The organism is Runella salmonicolor (genome assembly GCF_024158025.1).
Classification (GTDB): domain Bacteria; phylum Bacteroidota; class Bacteroidia; order Cytophagales; family Spirosomataceae; genus Runella; species Runella salmonicolor.
Map to the genome: position 1 here is coordinate 15070 of NZ_JAMZEL010000024.1, position 15735 is coordinate 30804.

Here is a 15735-nt window from a genome sequence, read left to right on the forward strand (position 1 = left end):
TTGAGCGTTAATTTTTCGTTCTATTTGCCCAAAATGATGGGCGATGCAGGCGTGGGCGTCGGCTTTTTCTTGGGCCACACCAGGGCAACGATTAAGCCCGTTACCGCTACGCCTCCCACGGTGAACCACACCCAGACTGGAACGCCCTTGGGGGTGTCGGTATCATCGTCGGCCACGGTTGTATCTTCAGTATCGCCGTCGGTGGAGGGGGTACTTTTCTTTCGGGTAAAAATGCCCACCCCCAAGTCCAGTACTTTGTTGAGTGCGCCCCAAAAACCACCGCCGTTGTCAGTCGTGGTTCCGCTTGGTTCAGTGCCATAATTGTACACGGGATTGGCTTTCGTGGTGACTTCGTCGGCAAAGACGGCTCCGTTGTCCACGACGAACAAATCAACCCCCGTTTCGTGGGGGGCAATCATGATAATCATCCCCAATTCGGTTCCCGCAGGAACTTCTTCTTTGATTTTCAAGGCATCACTGTCCTCATAAATGTAGGTTTTTGATGCCTTGGCCACGACCAAATCCCCGATTTCGGGAGCGGTCTGCGTTTTTGTTCCGATGCTGGCCATGGGTATAAAAAATTAAGGTTTACCAGTGGTGATTAAGTTGTAGAGTCCCTGGGGACTCAGGTAATTTTCGTTGACCTTGGGCAGATTGAGCCGTAAGACTTCCTGACAGGCCTGATAGCAGACTTCGGAGCAGAACGTTTTGATGTTCTGGGGTTTTCGTTTTGGTAGGATAAAACTGGTAATCAGCCCTGCGTAGTCGTAAGGAGTCCCCAGCCGCTTACGAAACCAGTCGTACAGTTCTTCATCTTTTTCATGACCGTAGTCAATGAAAACCCAATGGGTCGCTTCATTCTGCACCGTATCGGCATAGTTGCGAAAGCCGATGCCGTACATATCCCACGCACTGGCCGAAATCTTCTCGTATGGGTCGAAGACGAACTGGCAATGGATGAAATCACCGCCCGACCCGAAGCGCATTACACGGTCTTTGAGGGAATGATTCGCTTTTTCAAATCCGAGTCTCATGGGCCGTTAGTCTAAAATTCCTAAATCATTGGTCAGGATGTCCATGCTGCCGTGGGCTCCGAGGGTCTTTTGCAAGTAATCCCGGTGCGGACCCGCCGTGGCATACAGTTTGGTCAGGCTGTAGGAGCTGTACCCTTTGGTGGACAAATAGTAATCCCCCTGATTGTAACAGGCTAAAATTTTGTGCAGCGCATCGGTGCCAAACTTGTCGATGAGGTTGGACAGCTTGGCCGCGCCCAACATCAGGTTCAGCATCACGTCTTTGAGGTCGTTAGCCGTGATGTGATTGGTTACGCCGTACTTGTCTTTTAGCAGATTGGCGGTATCCGTTGCCCCGATCTTTTCGGTCAGGATTTCTTTATGGCCCGCCTGCAACAGCCCTTTGCGCAGGGCTATGCGGATGGTATCGTTGGCCGTAGGAGGCGTGACCATCATGAGGCCCGTGGCCTTGTCGGCATTAATTTGGGCCGTAGGAATTCCCTTCGGGTTTTCCACGGCCATAATGCCATAGATAAGCCAACGGGGAACTTTGGCGAGTTCGGAGACCTCATCGACTACCGTATTATAGTTCGATACCAGCGCGGAAATCAGCACTTTGTTTTTGGCCCGGTCAGCGGCCGTCCACGCCTCCTGCGATACTTTCAGCAGCGGAAAAGTGCCGCCCTGAATGACGGTTAGGTTACCCGTCAATCCATCGGCTACCGAAACCGCAATGCCTTTCTGGATGTCCCATTGGCGGGCCAGCGCGCGTTGGTAGCCTTTGCCGTCGATGGTTTCGTCGTTGACCAGGTCGCGGTTTTGTTTCCATCGACGGTAGAGCAGTATTCCCCCTACCGAAACGGCGATGGTCACCAAAAAGGCGATAAGAATTTTACGTACGTTCATAATCGTTATTGATCTTGCGCACCTGCGTTTAAATCGGTACTTTCTTAAATAGTTTTCGCCACCAATCAGCGGCTTTGTGAGGCTTCCAAAGGGCTAATCCTCCCAAGACGGTCAATCCACCCGCTGCGAGCAGCAGCAGCGGGCCGACTAGGCTTTTTTTTTAACTTCCAGTGCGGCATCGGCTTCCGCCACGGCAGGGTCAATGCTGAATTTGGCATAGGCAGCGGCCATTTTGGTATGATAGCCCAGCTTGGCGTATTCTTCTCCGTTGTAGATGTAGGCGAAGCCGCTCCAATTCAGATTGCGCAGTTCATCTTCCAGTTTTTTGGCTTGAATAAATCCGATAAATCCCGCAAGTTGCGCCGCTTCGCTTTGATCAAATGCGTTCACCATTTCCTGAACTGTGGCATACCCCGCGATTTTATGGTTAAAGCCCATGATTTGGAATTTTCCCCAAGAGGTGGAAAGCATCGCGCTTTTGGGGTCAATGGCGTAGGCTTGGGCGTAGGTCGACACTGATTTGCTGGTATAGTACTTAAACCAATGGGCTTCAAAGCGTTTTTTCAGGCCACCGTCAGCGTAAAAGCCGCTGCCCGAGCTTTCCACCGAAGCCACGGCCATGATAGCGGCCACTTTACAGCCCAATATTCGGGCGGCACGTTGATAGTCGGCAAGGGTTAAAACAGGTTTCATGGGTTACGATTTTTCGGTTTGATTGTCACGTCTTTGGTATTCCCACACAAAGGCGACAATGGCGCAAATGGAGGCTACGATTTGGAGCCATACCGAAGCCATTTTGATTTTTTCATTGGTGTTGCTACTGGTCGCCATCGTCTTTTTTGGTTCTGCGTTTCAGTTTTTTCATATTATCCCGCTCCATCTCCAATACTTCCCGCTCGACGTTGCTCTTTTTGGTTTGGGCATGGTAGAAACGAATGGCGAAAATCGAAACAACGGCCCCTAAAGTGGCGGTCAGAATCGTACTCATTGTTCCCGCATCAAAGGCCATGATGTTAAGGGGGATGAAGGCAAAAACGGACATTTCCTGCATCATGCGGGGCAGTAAGTTTGCGTGGTTTAAATCGGTCGTATTGTGCATAGCGGTAAGGCATTTAATCGTCGTTAAATCGGTCGAAAGAATCGTTTCAGGGTGACCCGCAACAGCCAAGCGCTCAACCCAATGCCGCCCAAGACCAGAATTGACCCCCAACCCACCACTTTGGCCAGTGTTTTGTTGTCCACTTCCACTTTGGTCGTGACGATTAATTCGGGTTTATTTTCGCCCGAAAACACCCCCAAAAGGGTATCCAAGACGTTTTTTTCGTTGGTTTCCATCGCAGTTAATTAATGCTTTGTTTTACCCGCTCCGATGGTTTTTAATCGGCTCAGTAGTTTAGTTCGTAAATCCGCATCGTAGCTGTACCAATAATCGTCGCTGATTTCATGGTAGAGATTGGTGTCTGACTGCGAATACAGGTTGTTGTACTGGTTATTGACCAATCCCAATTCGTAATCCGACAAGCGAAGCAGTCGGCGCATGAGTTCGTTTTTGGGAACGATGGTGCCCGGAACGGCGGAGATGTTATCGAAATACAGACGGCAATCCGCGACGATGTCGTCGAGTTCTTCCCGCGTGATGTTCTCAATCACATCCTCCCGACCTGGCAGCTTTGACGTGTCTACTTGGTCAAGGCGCAGCTTTTCTTTGGCGGATTTAACGGCCAAGTAGACAATGACCCCCACGACGATAACGGCCGCCAGTAAATACATCAAAGGTTTGGAGCGGAAGGCCTGAACGTACCATTTGGGTGGTCCCGAATCATCGACTTGAGGGCGTGATTTCAACAACGCTCCTGCTTTGGCCAGTAGCTTCTTCATGGTTTTTTGGGGTTACGGCTGCGCCGACGAACGTACTTAATCACGGCCATCCCAAAGGCCAGGGCCCCCAATCCAGCGGCTACGAATATTCCTACGGAATTGGCCGCCGGGGCGGGCTCATCGGGGGTAACGGTCGGGGCGGTATTTCCCTCGGAGGGCAAGTTGCGGTCAACGGGCTTGCCGGGGTCGGTAGTTGAGGGAGCGGCGGGGTTGACTTTGCTGACGTAGTCTTGGTGGACGTAGTAGCTGATTTTCTGGCCCGAAGCATCCACCTTGTAAGCACCATTAAGAGCCGTCGCATAAATCAACAAGAAATTGTTCTCGGTATAACCGTTCGATTTTCCCAAGAGGTCGCCCTTGTTGGCCACTCCCACCACGTTGAGCAGGTTGGCTACTGATGGAGCGCTGCGTAGGCGCACCCCGTTGCCCGTACAATAGTAGAACTTGGCGGCTGATTCGTCCAACGCGGGAGCGTATACGGAGACCTGCGTGGCATCGGCCCATACTTCCACGATTTCGCTCAAGCCCCAGTACTGTTTAATGGGCACGCGTAGCTTGATTTTGACCAACTTTTTAGCCGTGCGCCACCCAATCACCTGCCCAAAGTTGATTCCGTTGGGTTGATTATTCTGCACACTTCCCACGTAAGTGGTCGTGTCAAGGGTATCTGTGGCCGTCAGCTTGCTGTAGAGGTTCACAAACCCCTTGGGACTGTCGGCACTCAGGTAAGTCCCGACTTTGAATTCAGTGAGCATAGCAATACTATTTAGCGGACTGGTCAATAACTACGTATTTGGCGGGGCCAGCGACTTTTCGGGCGACCCAAACGGCTCCCCCGATAAATACGCCCACGGAGAGAATGCCCACAATCGTGGAGAGGACTCCCCCCAAAAAGGAGGCGATGGTGCTTTGCGTTTTCATGCTGTGTGAAAATAAAAAAGCCCGTGGATAGCCACTTCGAGGCATCGACACGGGCTTTTGTTAAAAAATGAAGGTATTAACTATTTGCCTTTTGGGCGGGGTTTGCTAAAGGCCTTGAAGGCCCACGCTCCCACACCGACCACCAACGCACCTCCGCAAATCCAGAGGAGGGTTTTTCCGTATTTTTTTACGGTCCCCATGACACCCGTTGCTTCGGCGGCTTTGTCATCTTCAGTGGCAGCCGCCGCAGCAACTTTCGGATCATCGGCCGAATTGACGTACGTACCGTCATTTTTCATCAACTTACCATCTTTGTCGCAGCGAACGGGTTTGCCGTCGTCACCGATTTTGAAGAATAGGTTGGCGACGGGCACTTCCCCTTCTTTCTTCGACTCGCTGTCCCAGAAGTGGCGGGGATCTTGGTTGGCGGTCCCAGCGGCCCCGTCTTTGGTCCAACCGATGGCTTTGAAGTCCGCATTGTCGGCAAAATATTGGGCTTCGGAAGCCGTTAAGGCCAAACGGTCAACCACCGCACCGTTCAATTCATCGGCGATATACCATTCTTTGGGGTGAGGTGCCCAGTTGGAGCGGTTCAGTGAGGGCGCACCTTCCAGACCGCGAAACGTTTGGGCGATTACATATCCACGACTCAAAGTGGTTACGCTCTTTACCGCCGTGGATTCAGCGGCACCGGTCGCAATGTTAAAAACGATCAGGGTTTTATCGAAAAAACGGGCGCGGATTTGTCGCCCGTCCGAACCAGTACCCATTACGTAGCCATCTGGATAGACTACGCCTTTTACTAAGGGGTTTGTAAGTGGCATGTTATGAGGAATTAAGTTAAAAAAAGAGTTTTCACGGCTAATGAGTGGCGCAAGCCGCCAACGAACTAAGACAGAACGGGTACTAAACGGTCAGTGTGGTAATAACCGAACTGAAGCGTGACTTGAATCTTGGTCAGGGGCTGAATGGTGATTTCAGCCTCGGCGGTTAAGCCCAAATAAAAATCTGGCAACAGGAAACTCGAACCGCCCGCTACGGGATTGGGGGTAATGGTTTCCACTAAGTCTTCCTTTCCAAAGGTTGGCGTCAGGATGTTAACGGCCTTGGTGGTTTGCTCCAACAGATTACCCGAAGTGATGGGTTTGAGGGTGATTGCGTGAAGTCGAGTGGGGCAAGCTTCCACAAAAGCCCGTAATTCGGTCAGCGTGGCGAAGTAGGGGTTGTTCTGCATCACAAAGTGTTCGGAATCTTCGAGCAGCACCAAACTATTGGTTTTGGCGCGGGCCTTGGAAACAACGAATGCCACCTTTTTGGGGCTGGAGGAATCATTGCTGAGAACGACGTCAAGACTGCGGAGTTGCTCCAAATCGGAGTTTTTGCCGTTAAATGTTTGGTAAGTTTGCATTGGATAAGATTTTGTTTGATTTCGGTTTGCTGGAAATTTATGGCCTCTTTTACCCGTGGCAGCCCAAATCACCCGGCATCTACCCCAAATCCAACGCAGACCACACAAAAACCCCGCAGAGGCAGGGTTTTTGTGATTTAATACTCATGAAAAACAAATAATCAACTAAATAATCTTGCCAAGAAGCCCTTCTTCTTTTTCTTCAGAGTGACTTGGCGTTTGGCGATGGCGGATTGTTTGAGCCCGTTGAGGGTCGAATACAACTCCATGAACTTACGCTCCATCGCGGGAGTGACTTCATTGTTCTTTTTCAGGCGCACTTCCAAGGATTTAAAAGCCTTCACATTGCGCTTCATTACCTGACGATACAGTGTGTTCAACGCCCGTTCTTTCTTTAATTCCTGAGCCAACTCAGTCGGCAGCGCGCCCAAGCCTTTCTGCATTTGGGCGTGTTGCTGCGTTTGATTCAAAAGCGTGGTTAAAAAGTCAGAATCGAACATGATGCGATTCTCATACTCCCGGTTTTCGGCCTGGATTTTGCGTATCTCGGCCTGCGCTTTTGCGGTGGCTTTCTCCGACGCAGTTGGTTTTTTGTCGGCTTTGGGTTTAGCTACTTTCACACTTGCTTTTTTCACCGTTTCTTTCTTCATAGAAGCGGGCTTTACCTCAGATTTTGCATCGGCCTTTTTCGGAGTTTTGGGCTTGGCGGAAGATTGAGGATTGGATTTTGAGGCTGGTTTAGCTTGGTTCTTGTCTTTGCAGTCGCAATCCTTCTCCTTTTTCGGCTTTTCGGCTTTTACGTTGGGTTCGGGCTTAGGCTGGACGGTTTTGACGGGCTTGGGCTGGGCGGGAGAATTAGGCGACCAATTATCCCCAGTGGCCTTATTGTACTTCTCCCGAAAGAGAGCCACGGCTTCAAGCGTATCTTTATCGGCCTGAATGTCCTCATAATTCGTCCAACCATCGCTGGAATCCTTTAAAAAATCGTAGGTTTCCTGAAGGGTTTCGTTGGGCATGGCAACTCGGCTGAGGGGAGCGATTCGCTGACTCAACCATTGGATGTTTGGGTTCATAGCTGATTAAAAGTTAAAGATTTAAAAGTTTCAATTTGATGATAAGGGCTTTGGCTCGCATGGCCATCCATTTCTTTTTATTGCTTTTGGCCGCAATGGGGACGGATTGTGTCTCCCGTTTGGTTTCCAAAGGCATAACCACTTCATTGCGTTCGAAATAGTAAATCCCTTGGACTGGCTCCTTGCCCCCCTTTTGGAAATAGCCAGCGCCTCTTTGAATAATAAATTCAGGCTTTTGCTCGAAAGAAGCGGGCATTAACACAAGGTGGGCCTTGCCGATGGGGAATTCGGTTTCAATCAGGAAAGCTTCTCTTTCGATGCTTTTGTCTTCCCGAAACCGGATAACGGCCCGTTTGACCCCTTGGGAAAGCAGCGTGTTGACAATGCGTTTGAGGTAATCGGCATTGTACATCACTACCCGGTCGTGGTGCGCCACGAAATACACATTAGGTTGTTTATCATCCATTTGGGGGATGATTTCGTGGAGATAATCACGGAGTTTGACAACATCCAAATCCACTTTGACGGTATTGCGCTTGCGCAGGTCTTCAAAAAGGAGGTCATATTTCGGGATAACGCTCACCACCGATTGCCCGTTGGGTTCAAAACTGCCGTATCGTTCCGTTTGCTTCTCAACGTGAAGGCAAAGGTGCTGATTGGTCGCCATCATGCCCTTTTCGTCAAAAAAGATTCCCTCAAACGCATACTTTCTCTCCGCTTTGGCGGGAAGGTAAGGTTTGAATAACTTCACAATCTCCTTATCCAAAGGGGTGATTTTAACGGGTGGCGGCAAGGCCACTGGGGTCTCGGGGAGATTGCCCAGCGACAATCGGAGTTGCCGATTCATTTTCATAGCTCTAATAATTTGAGTTTAAGAATAATGGCCCTTGCTTTCATGGACATCCGCTTTCTCTTGCGTTCACGCTCTGAAGCATCGCTTTTTTCGACGGGAACCGTCGCAGGAAAGACGGACACCTTTGGCATGGGCGGGAAGGGCTCATAGCCCATAATGACGCTTTTGAAATCCTGTACATTAGGTTGTTTTTCGGGCATGAGCATATTGGCCTGTGCGGTCGAAACGGCACACGACATGCCAAAACGGGTCGAGAGGTATTGGCAGAATTCGGCCACTTTGCCGGGCTGAATATTGCCCGTCATTTTTTCGCCAGACTTGGTTAAATTGTTGTTTACCACCAAGTCCAATAAACCCCGGTCGGTGTAGATTTCCCCGCCTTTGGCTTTGGAAGCAGGCACCATGATTCGGTAGTTATTGTTGGGCCCGAACACCGTCATTTTATCATTACCGATGGTTTGACCCATGTACAGCTTTTCGACGATGGGGGCGCATTGCGAAAAAGGAATGATTTTGGTGATGGTCCTTTTTTCGCCCAATTTGGGCGGTTCCATGACCGAATAAGGCACCAATAACCCTTTCTGGGCGCTACCGTCCGCCATGGTAAAGTCAATGATGCGGGTTTTTTGAAAAGCGTCCTGCGCCATTGCCTGCAACAAATTGCCCGTAATGATGTAAAGCGGGATGCGGTCAGCGGAAAGCTGCTTTACTCCGTACTCCCAAAACTCACCCAGGGGTTTATTGCTAAAATTGCGGTTTTTGTCATTGTACTCCTGAATAAGCGTCAGCAGAAAATACCCGCTTTTGGCCAGATTCAAACTGAGTCGACGTTTGGAGGAGGCGACGGCAAATTCTACGTACACTTTGCCCAAGCTGTAGGGGTTCTTGGCTTTTTCATTCAGTTTGACGCCCAGACAAACCATCAACTCCCCGTCATAGACGATTTGGCGACTGGGATAAAAATAACCGACCATTCCCATCACCTGCGCAATTAAGACGTTCTCTTTGGTTTGCCTGAGTTCATAATCCGTGTCAAAATTGATTTTCAAGCTATCCAGTACGGCTTTTAATTCTTCGGCCTTTTCGGGGGTTTTGGCCCGGTTGATTTTTTCACGGATGGCCTTGGCCTCCTCCTCATATTCCTCCACGATTTTGCGGAGTTTGCCGTCTTTTTCTTTAGTCAGAAAGGCGTTGGCAATATTTCTTTGCTCCTGGGCAAAATTGTACCCTTTCATGCCCGCCGGAATGCGCTCCTCCAAGAGCTGTTTTACCCGCTCAATCGTGTAGGGTTTATTGAGGTTATTGACCTCGTATAAGCCCAGCATGGAGCGTTTTCCAAATTCCGAAGTGGCATCAGGTTTTCCCCCCACTAAAAGTTCTTCGCTCATGAGTTTGGCTTTCAAATCAAGGGTTTCGACCTCTAAATCGTATTCCCCCGCATTGACCAACCGCTCGACTTCCTTTTTGTAGGTTTCGGCCACTTCGTCGTAAAACTGTTGCTGCCGAGCCGTGGGAATAATGGCTACGCGACCGGCTACTTTTTTGGCAAACTCCTCTACGCCACCTTCCTGATTGACCCACTTTTTAAGGTCACACAGGGCATAAACGGACTCTTTTCCGTTCTCTTCGCGGTCTACTTCCACATATTCCTTTACCACCCGGTCCCCTATCTTGTTCAAAAAGTCGTTGGATTGCAGAATGTCCTTGGATGATTTCTGACTGCTTGTGGTGTTGGCAAAAAGCGAACGCAGTTTGTTTTGCAACATCATCGTCGGGCGCTGCTCGGCAGGGATGGCTGATATAATATAATCGTAGATAGGGGGCAATATCTGACCCGTTCGGTTGATGCGTCCCCACTTCTGTACTTCAATGTTCACGTCCAATTCGGCCTGCGCGATGATCATTACCCGCTGCTTTACTTTGGAGGCAGGAACCAAGGCCGTGGGAATGGCGTGGGCGGATGCGCCCGTGGCGCCCGATTGGTTAATCATTAACACATCCACTTCATTGTTTTGGAAACGACGGAAGGCGGCGGCGGCATCTTCCTTGGCACGGGGGAACACCACCCCTGTTTTCATGCTGGAAGTGGCATTCATACGGCCCAACGTCACGGGTTTGTCAAAACGAACTTCTTTGCTGCGGCCCGTTACCTCGGCAATGCTGTATCCTTGGGAGGAAATGAGGTGTTTAATCACGTCGATGGGAGACACCAGAATGTCCGTCGTGGTTTGACGAATTACCTCAAGGAGGCGACGGTATTCCTGCTGTCCTTCCAACGACAACTCACTTATCGAAAGCGCCCGGTATTGTTTCTTGCCCCAACCGTCGGCAATTTGAATTTTTAATACACTGCGCAGGGCTTTTTCGAGCACCAATGAAAAGTCGGTTTTAATGCGGGTGCCGCCTTCGCGGTCTTCCAAGCCTTCCTCGGTTAGTTCGTCGATGAAGCTACCCATCGTGTTGGCAAAGGCAATGACCACCGCTTTGCCCTGTTTGAGCCGACGAATGGCGTGTAGGGCCACGGCTTCGGCCTTGGTGGAAAAAAGGATTTGGTTGATGACATTGAATACTTTCGAGAAATAAGGTACGTTGTCAACGCCTGCTCCCTTGGTTCCCTGATTAAGCGCCGCTTCCCCTTGTTCGTCTTTGAGGTCTTCGTTCATACCTTTCACGACGGAGCCCACGTGCGCGGTCTGGAAAGCAATAATTTGGCGAATGACGGCCGTTAGGGTATCCACGGTTTTGCGATGATGGTCTTGCAGATTGGGCAACTCCCACAGGGGAGCCGATTCGTCGAGGGTAATCCAGTTGACGACCGCCCCTGTATTTTCCATCCCCCGCTCTCGGCGAATCATCTGACCTTCCTTGACCAGAATGGAAGATACCCATTCCTGCATGGCCACCCCGCCTACTTCAATGGCTTCCGCCAGTCCTTCCGAAGTGGAATTTACGTCCCCGATGGCCGTTTTTTGGGCGTACAGCGCCATGTTTTCGGGGCGTTTGGCAAAAGTGCCCGAAAGAAACACGGTCCCTTGCGATTTTTTTAGCAAGTCCCGTACGATGATTCCCGTCGATGAATCTCCGCCTGAAGCATTGTGGGCCTCGTCTAAAATGACGATGTTGTCTTGGGCAAGTTCAACGATAAACTTGGCCTTTTTTCCATAAGTAACCTTTTTCTCGCCTCCTTCATAACTCACTTTATTACCGCTGGCAATTTGCGAGTAGGTGAGCATAATGAGGTTATAGAGCGGTGGCAACTTCATGGAAGCAACAATGCCTTCCTGCTCGCTCTTTTCGGGGGCTTCGTACAGAATGTTTCCGTCGGCATCCTTAATGGACGATTTGATTTCACGGGAGTTGACAATAAAGGGGACCACGTGGACACCCTTTTTGAGGTCGTAAGCTTTGTTTTCGGTGAACGTAGCCACTTTTTTAGCGCCTTTTTCCTTCAAAAACGTTTCGTAGTTCTCGGGTAGGTTGTCATACTGCAACTGTTCTTCTTCGGTAAGCTCGTCCCATTCTTTGGCGGCCGACTGGTTGCGACGCTTTTTGATTTGACTGCCGTCTTCGCTGCCGATGCCGATCAGGTCACGAAAAATGTCGGAGAAAAGGTTGGGTTTCTCGGTAAAGAAAATCGGGTTTTTCCCGCGCAGGATGGCATAACGGATGATGGCGGCCGCCTGACGACCTTTGCCAATGCCCGTTTGGTCGCCGATGATAATCCCCTGATTTTTGGCTTCAATGTTGTAAATGGCCAGCGCCACCCCGTCAATTTGTTCGGCAAACAGGCTGTTTTCCAAATCCTGCATGGTAGGATAGGCGAGCTTTCGGCGCACGTATTCTTCGACCGACATGGATGAACCAAAATTAGCCGCCAAATACGCCCTTAATTCCGTCTGCGCCATGAGTGTTTCGGCGGCCATGCTGTCGGGGGTTTCCACTTTCATGGAGCGGGTTTTAGCCGCTGGTAAATAGGCGGCTCCCAATTCGCCTAAAACGGATTTTTTGCGTTTAACGGGCTTTTTGGCAGACTTGGTAGATTTGGCCTTAATCATTTTATTGGTTTTCATAAACTGTTTAAAAAGTTTTAGGAAAGGTTGAGGAGTTTGAGTTTAAGAATGATGGCTTTGGCTTTCATGCGCATGAGTTTCATTTTTTTGTCTCTGTCTGTAACAGTAAGTAGACCATCTTTCGGCAAATCACCTTTATTCAGTTTTGCGTTGGCTTCCTGCACACTAACGGGGCGTTTTTCGACGTAGAGCTCGGCCAACAGCGCTTTCATTTCCCCAAATTTGTAGTGGTCTTGGTAGAAGTCTTCGATGGAGTATTTACCCTTTCCGTAGCCGTAATCGTAGGCAATGACGTAGGGCGTATTGGCCACCAGCCAATCCATTATCTTTTTGGCTTTGGCCCACGCTTCGGGCTGATAACCCGCCGATTTGTCAAAGCCGATGCCGATATACTTTTCCACTTCCGCTTTATCATCCTGCGGTTTTTCAGCATCGTCTATCGGGTGGAGTTCCAGTACAGATTTAGCATCGGGGTTCTCGTCGGGATTTTCAAAATACACATCTTTCAGAAGGCGGTTCCCCAATTCCCAAATAATGCCCATCGGTACGGCAACCTGAACGGTATCATATCGATTTGAGCTCATTTCGGTTTGGATACTTGATTCAACAACCCCCTTGAGAAACATCTTATCTCCGGATTTTGCCCGTAGATTAAGCACGTACACGGTCGTTTTTTCTTTGAGGTATTTCAACCGATAACGGTTCCATTTGTCAATTTCCCGTTGTTTGATTTCCGTTCTTTTTTCCGCTTCCGATATCCATTCTTTGTAGTCCGGGGCATTTGCCTGCTGCGGGTAGACTTTGACAAAATAATCAAGGTCGCGGGTATAGAGAAAACGTGATTTATTCTTTTCGTTGGAAGACAATGTTTCAAACGGCAATATGCCGCCGGCTTGGAGCCAACGATTTTGAAGCATATCGTAAATGCTGCTGAGACTGTAAAAATCCGGGCGTTTTCGGCCTTTGGGCAAATGGCTTCCGGCAATGGTTCCGTCCCGGTATTCCATTTCAATCCTAATGCCGTTTACCGTGAAATAAGCAGGCCGTAAGCTTCTGACCTTTGCCCTGAAATCCGGGTAGCTGAGCTCATAGTAATCTTTTTGAGCTTCATGACGGTTCTGGAATTCAACCAATTTTTCAGCGACACTGCGGTCAGGGCTTTTGCTTTGTACCGGTACAGGCGTGGGAACAGATGTGGATTCTGCCGGGCTGCTTTCCGACCCTTCGCCAAATTTGGCATTGATGGTTTTCCAACGCGATTCGGAATAAATAACGTACCAATGTCCCTTACGGGCCCAACGGTAGCCATTGGATTTGAGCCATGAAATCAGTGTTGGACCGGGATCACCCGCGAATTTGATTTCAATGCCGTTTTGGAGGGTATTGTGTTTTATGGTTGCTCTCATTGCTGTGCCGTTATCATTTTTTTTGTCATTGTCCCACTCAGTGAGTGATACATCTTTCTGCAAATCGTCTTTTTTCAGTTCTGCGTTGGCTTCCTGCACACTGATGGGCCGTTTTGCGACGTAGAGTTCGGCCAACAGCGCTGTCATTCCCATCCGGTTATAATGCTTCGTGTAGGGTTCTTGGAGGGCGTATTCGGTAACTTCGGTATCATAGTTGTAGCCAAATACGTAGGGGGTATTGTCTACCAACCAATTCATTATCTTTTCGATGTTCGCCCATTGTTTGGGTGTATAATTTGCTGATTTGGAAAGGCCGATGCCATTTTTAATGAGCTTTTCAGCCTCCGTTATGCTGTTCTCTGGTGTAACGGCAGCATCAATGGGGTAAAGCTTCAAGACCGATGCCGTATTGGGGTTCTCAGCAGGATTCTCAAAATACACCTTCGACACATCCACATGAGTATTTATGACTGCCTCACCGAACGGAATATGCACCTGAATGCTGTCTGGTTTCTCCGCTTGAAGCGATTGGATGGTTGCCAAGGCATACTTGGCAGAGCGCGGTTTGAGGTAGTTTTTAAAGTCGTTTTCCACCACCCACACTTTTTGTCCGACGCTGAAGTGTTTCTTGAGGTAGTCGGCCCATTTGTCCTTTCCAGAAAAATGAACACTTACCCGGCTCCAAAGCTGTTCCCAAGTTTGGGCAATGGTTTCATTGGCATTGTCACGCAAAGGCGCATAGCCTTCTGGTATTTTTTTACGGCCGTCAATGAGGATAATTCTTACGTCGAACTGCGTACCCTGACGGCTGTAAAGTTCCCCGTTGACGTTGATGAGGTCGGCAACGTGATAGTGATGGTAGAGGTAATTGAAAAAGTAGCGGTCACCCGTTGATTTGTCCCTTGAGGCAATGCGACCTTCGGCATCGTAGTGGGTGTGGCCCCCGATGATGAAGGCGGCACGGCCGTCATCCTGCATTCGGGTCAGCGCATTCAGGATAATCCAGTGGTCTATTTTCTTGGTGACAATTTTGTCAAACTTCCGACGCTCCATTAACCCGAAGGGAGGGTTGGCCAACACCGCTGGAAACGTCGGTACTCCCGCGTAAAAAGCTGGGTCGGTCGCGTCATTTTTGGTAACCGTAAATTGATAGTTTTGGGCCAGTCGCCGCAGGTTTTCGTACCGATTCTCGGATACCTCATTGACCCATGACCCTCTCAAACTGCGCCCACCAGCGGCCACAAGCAAGAATCCGTTGCCGGCGGTCGGTTCAAAGACCGTGCGCATGGGCTTGTCAATGCCGCAAAAATGCCCGATGAGGTAGGACATCGGCAAAGGAGTACTGTACTGTTGCAGCAGGATGCTCTCTGAAGTGCGCAAACTGCTGTTGGCTTGGGTACGGTAATGCTGCACGAGTGATTCGTAAGCCTGCTCGGCAGAGGGGGCCACATCGACCACATGGGCCGCATGGTTAAAATAGGCCAGTTCGGTCAGTTCCTTGACCACTTCCCGGTTCTCAATGCCATAAGCTGCCTTGGCCGTGTTTTGTAGGCTTACCCGATTATAGATTTGGTTTTTGCGCAGGCCGTTGGTGATTTCGTCCACAAAATCCCATTTACCCTTTCCCAAGCCCGATAAACCACCGTATTTTTTCGGTAGCGGGTAGTTTTTTTGGTGGGTTTTTACGTCAATATGGCAATCTTTTTTCTGCACAAAAGCAGGTTCCTGATTGAAGATGGGGTTTACGGGGTCAAGCGTCACTTTTCCTACTTTGAGGTAGATGTGTTGCCAGCCGTCCCCGTAGTCGGTCATGCGCACGGTGTGGTTGATTTCGAGGTGGTGAAGAATGCCTGAAACCAGAATGACGAAATCTTCGCAGTCAATGCCCGTTTCCCGGTCTTGCCAGGACCTGCGAGGAAGGCGGATTTCTTCATAACCAAGGCGGTCTTCCTGGTAGTTGAATTCAACCCTGCACCATGCCCAAATCGTTCGACAAATGTCCTCGGTAGTGCTTCCTGCATGGGCGTTGAATTTACGGGCGAGTACCTTGGTTTGGGCAATGGCTTGGGGGATATAATCTTCACAGATGCCCACAAAGGTGGTCATGGGCAAAGGCGCTTTGCGAACAATCAGGTCGGTCGAAGCGGGGGATGAAAGCATGGGGAAATTGTTTACAGAATTTCAAAAAAATGGCCTTCATTCGCTGG

Annotated in this window: 16 protein-coding genes; 1 reads left to right on the forward strand and 15 read right to left on the reverse strand. The window is 49.7% G+C overall.

All coding sequences use genetic code 11. The features are described from left to right. Window positions 1–20: 20 nt before the first annotated feature. The 9 genes from NCI00_RS28460 to NCI00_RS28495 all read right to left on the reverse strand — a co-directional run bounded on the left by NCI00_RS28460 (window position 21) and on the right by NCI00_RS28495 (window position 4552). A complete protein-coding gene (locus tag NCI00_RS28460; RefSeq protein WP_253533247.1) occupies window positions 21–569 on the reverse strand; it encodes a hypothetical protein in 549 nt (182 codons plus the stop codon). Between the two features lie 12 nt (window positions 570–581). After that, window positions 582–1034, reverse strand: coding sequence for a hypothetical protein (locus tag NCI00_RS28465; RefSeq protein ID WP_253533248.1), 453 nt, complete (start codon window positions 1032–1034; stop codon window positions 582–584). Window positions 1035–1040: 6 nt separating this feature from the next. Next, entirely contained in the window at window positions 1041–1919 is an 879-nt protein-coding gene (locus tag NCI00_RS28470; RefSeq protein WP_253533249.1) for a transglycosylase SLT domain-containing protein, read from the reverse strand. Window positions 1920–2066: 147 nt separating this feature from the next. Then, on the reverse strand, window positions 2067–2612 hold the full coding sequence (locus NCI00_RS28475; protein WP_253533250.1) for an N-acetylmuramidase family protein: 546 nt from the start codon (window positions 2610–2612) through the stop codon (window positions 2067–2069). 3 nt (window positions 2613–2615) lie between these two features. Beyond that, window positions 2616–2750 (reverse strand): hypothetical protein, encoded by a 135-nt coding sequence (locus NCI00_RS29430; RefSeq protein ID WP_256498329.1) that lies wholly within the window; start codon window positions 2748–2750, stop codon window positions 2616–2618. Beyond that, a complete protein-coding gene (locus tag NCI00_RS28480) occupies window positions 2737–3018 on the reverse strand; it encodes a hypothetical protein (RefSeq protein WP_253533251.1) in 282 nt (93 codons plus the stop codon). Before NCI00_RS28480 ends, NCI00_RS29430 begins: the two co-directional genes overlap by 14 nt. Before the next feature lie 23 nt (window positions 3019–3041). Beyond that, the gene (locus NCI00_RS28485) at window positions 3042–3254 is read right to left on the reverse strand and encodes a hypothetical protein (protein WP_253533252.1); all 213 of its coding nucleotides are present in this window, start codon (window positions 3252–3254) and stop codon (window positions 3042–3044) included. A 9-nt stretch (window positions 3255–3263) separates the two neighbouring features. Next, window positions 3264–3797: a hypothetical protein gene (locus NCI00_RS28490; RefSeq protein ID WP_253533253.1), complete on the reverse strand. Its 534-nt coding sequence runs from the start codon at window positions 3795–3797 to the stop codon at window positions 3264–3266. Further along, on the reverse strand, window positions 3794–4552 hold the full coding sequence (locus NCI00_RS28495) for a hypothetical protein (RefSeq protein ID WP_253533255.1): 759 nt from the start codon (window positions 4550–4552) through the stop codon (window positions 3794–3796). The genes NCI00_RS28490 and NCI00_RS28495 overlap by 4 nt, the downstream gene beginning before the upstream one ends. On the opposite strand from NCI00_RS28495, the gene NCI00_RS28500 reads away from it, so the two are divergent. Further along, a complete protein-coding gene (locus tag NCI00_RS28500) occupies window positions 4545–4727 on the forward strand; it encodes a hypothetical protein (RefSeq protein WP_253533257.1) in 183 nt (60 codons plus the stop codon). The genes NCI00_RS28495 and NCI00_RS28500 overlap by 8 nt on opposite strands. 71 nt (window positions 4728–4798) lie before the next feature. Here NCI00_RS28500 and NCI00_RS28505 read toward each other — a convergent pair whose 3' ends face one another. The 6 genes from NCI00_RS28505 to NCI00_RS28530 form a co-directional block, all read right to left on the reverse strand. Further along, window positions 4799–5542, reverse strand: coding sequence for a hypothetical protein (locus NCI00_RS28505; RefSeq protein ID WP_253533259.1), 744 nt, complete (start codon window positions 5540–5542; stop codon window positions 4799–4801). A gap of 65 nt (window positions 5543–5607) precedes the next feature. Further along, entirely contained in the window at window positions 5608–6126 is a 519-nt protein-coding gene (locus NCI00_RS28510) for a hypothetical protein (protein WP_253533261.1), read from the reverse strand. 161 nt (window positions 6127–6287) lie between these two features. Further along, window positions 6288–7199: a hypothetical protein gene (locus NCI00_RS28515; protein ID WP_253533263.1), complete on the reverse strand. Its 912-nt coding sequence runs from the start codon at window positions 7197–7199 to the stop codon at window positions 6288–6290. A 13-nt stretch (window positions 7200–7212) separates the two neighbouring features. Then, the gene (locus NCI00_RS28520; protein ID WP_253533265.1) at window positions 7213–8052 is read right to left on the reverse strand and encodes a hypothetical protein; all 840 of its coding nucleotides are present in this window, start codon (window positions 8050–8052) and stop codon (window positions 7213–7215) included. Beyond that, entirely contained in the window at window positions 8049–12122 is a 4074-nt protein-coding gene (locus NCI00_RS28525) for a strawberry notch C-terminal domain-containing protein (RefSeq protein WP_253533267.1), read from the reverse strand. Before NCI00_RS28525 ends, NCI00_RS28520 begins: the two co-directional genes overlap by 4 nt. Window positions 12123–12139: 17 nt before the next feature. Beyond that, on the reverse strand, window positions 12140–15688 hold the full coding sequence (locus NCI00_RS28530) for a hypothetical protein (RefSeq protein ID WP_253533269.1): 3549 nt from the start codon (window positions 15686–15688) through the stop codon (window positions 12140–12142). Window positions 15689–15735: the final 47 nt, after the last annotated feature.

What these genes read in the sequence shown, in the direction of transcription:
- NCI00_RS28465 (WP_253533248.1), bottom strand. Translation starts at nt 1,034, where the DNA reads ATGAGACTCGGATTTGAAAAAGCGAATCATTCCCTCAAAGACCGTGTA.
- NCI00_RS28490 (WP_253533253.1), bottom strand. Translation starts at nt 3,797, where the DNA reads ATGAAGAAGCTACTGGCCAAAGCAGGAGCGTTGTTGAAATCACGCCCT.
- NCI00_RS28510 (WP_253533261.1), bottom strand. Translation starts at nt 6,126, where the DNA reads ATGCAAACTTACCAAACATTTAACGGCAAAAACTCCGATTTGGAGCAA.
- NCI00_RS28515 (WP_253533263.1), bottom strand. Translation starts at nt 7,199, where the DNA reads ATGAACCCAAACATCCAATGGTTGAGTCAGCGAATCGCTCCCCTCAGC.
- NCI00_RS28470 (WP_253533249.1), bottom strand. Translation starts at nt 1,919, where the DNA reads ATGAACGTACGTAAAATTCTTATCGCCTTTTTGGTGACCATCGCCGTT.
- NCI00_RS28475 (WP_253533250.1), bottom strand. Translation starts at nt 2,612, where the DNA reads ATGAAACCTGTTTTAACCCTTGCCGACTATCAACGTGCCGCCCGAATA.
- NCI00_RS29430 (WP_256498329.1), bottom strand. Translation starts at nt 2,750, where the DNA reads ATGGCGACCAGTAGCAACACCAATGAAAAAATCAAAATGGCTTCGGTA.
- NCI00_RS28520 (WP_253533265.1), bottom strand. Translation starts at nt 8,052, where the DNA reads ATGAAAATGAATCGGCAACTCCGATTGTCGCTGGGCAATCTCCCCGAG.
- NCI00_RS28460 (WP_253533247.1), bottom strand. Translation starts at nt 569, where the DNA reads ATGGCCAGCATCGGAACAAAAACGCAGACCGCTCCCGAAATCGGGGAT.
- NCI00_RS28480 (WP_253533251.1), bottom strand. Translation starts at nt 3,018, where the DNA reads ATGCACAATACGACCGATTTAAACCACGCAAACTTACTGCCCCGCATG.
- NCI00_RS28525 (WP_253533267.1), bottom strand. Translation starts at nt 12,122, where the DNA reads ATGAAAACCAATAAAATGATTAAGGCCAAATCTACCAAGTCTGCCAAA.
- NCI00_RS28485 (WP_253533252.1), bottom strand. Translation starts at nt 3,254, where the DNA reads ATGGAAACCAACGAAAAAAACGTCTTGGATACCCTTTTGGGGGTGTTT.
- NCI00_RS28530 (WP_253533269.1), bottom strand. Translation starts at nt 15,688, where the DNA reads ATGCTTTCATCCCCCGCTTCGACCGACCTGATTGTTCGCAAAGCGCCT.
- NCI00_RS28505 (WP_253533259.1), bottom strand. Translation starts at nt 5,542, where the DNA reads ATGCCACTTACAAACCCCTTAGTAAAAGGCGTAGTCTATCCAGATGGC.
- NCI00_RS28495 (WP_253533255.1), bottom strand. Translation starts at nt 4,552, where the DNA reads ATGCTCACTGAATTCAAAGTCGGGACTTACCTGAGTGCCGACAGTCCC.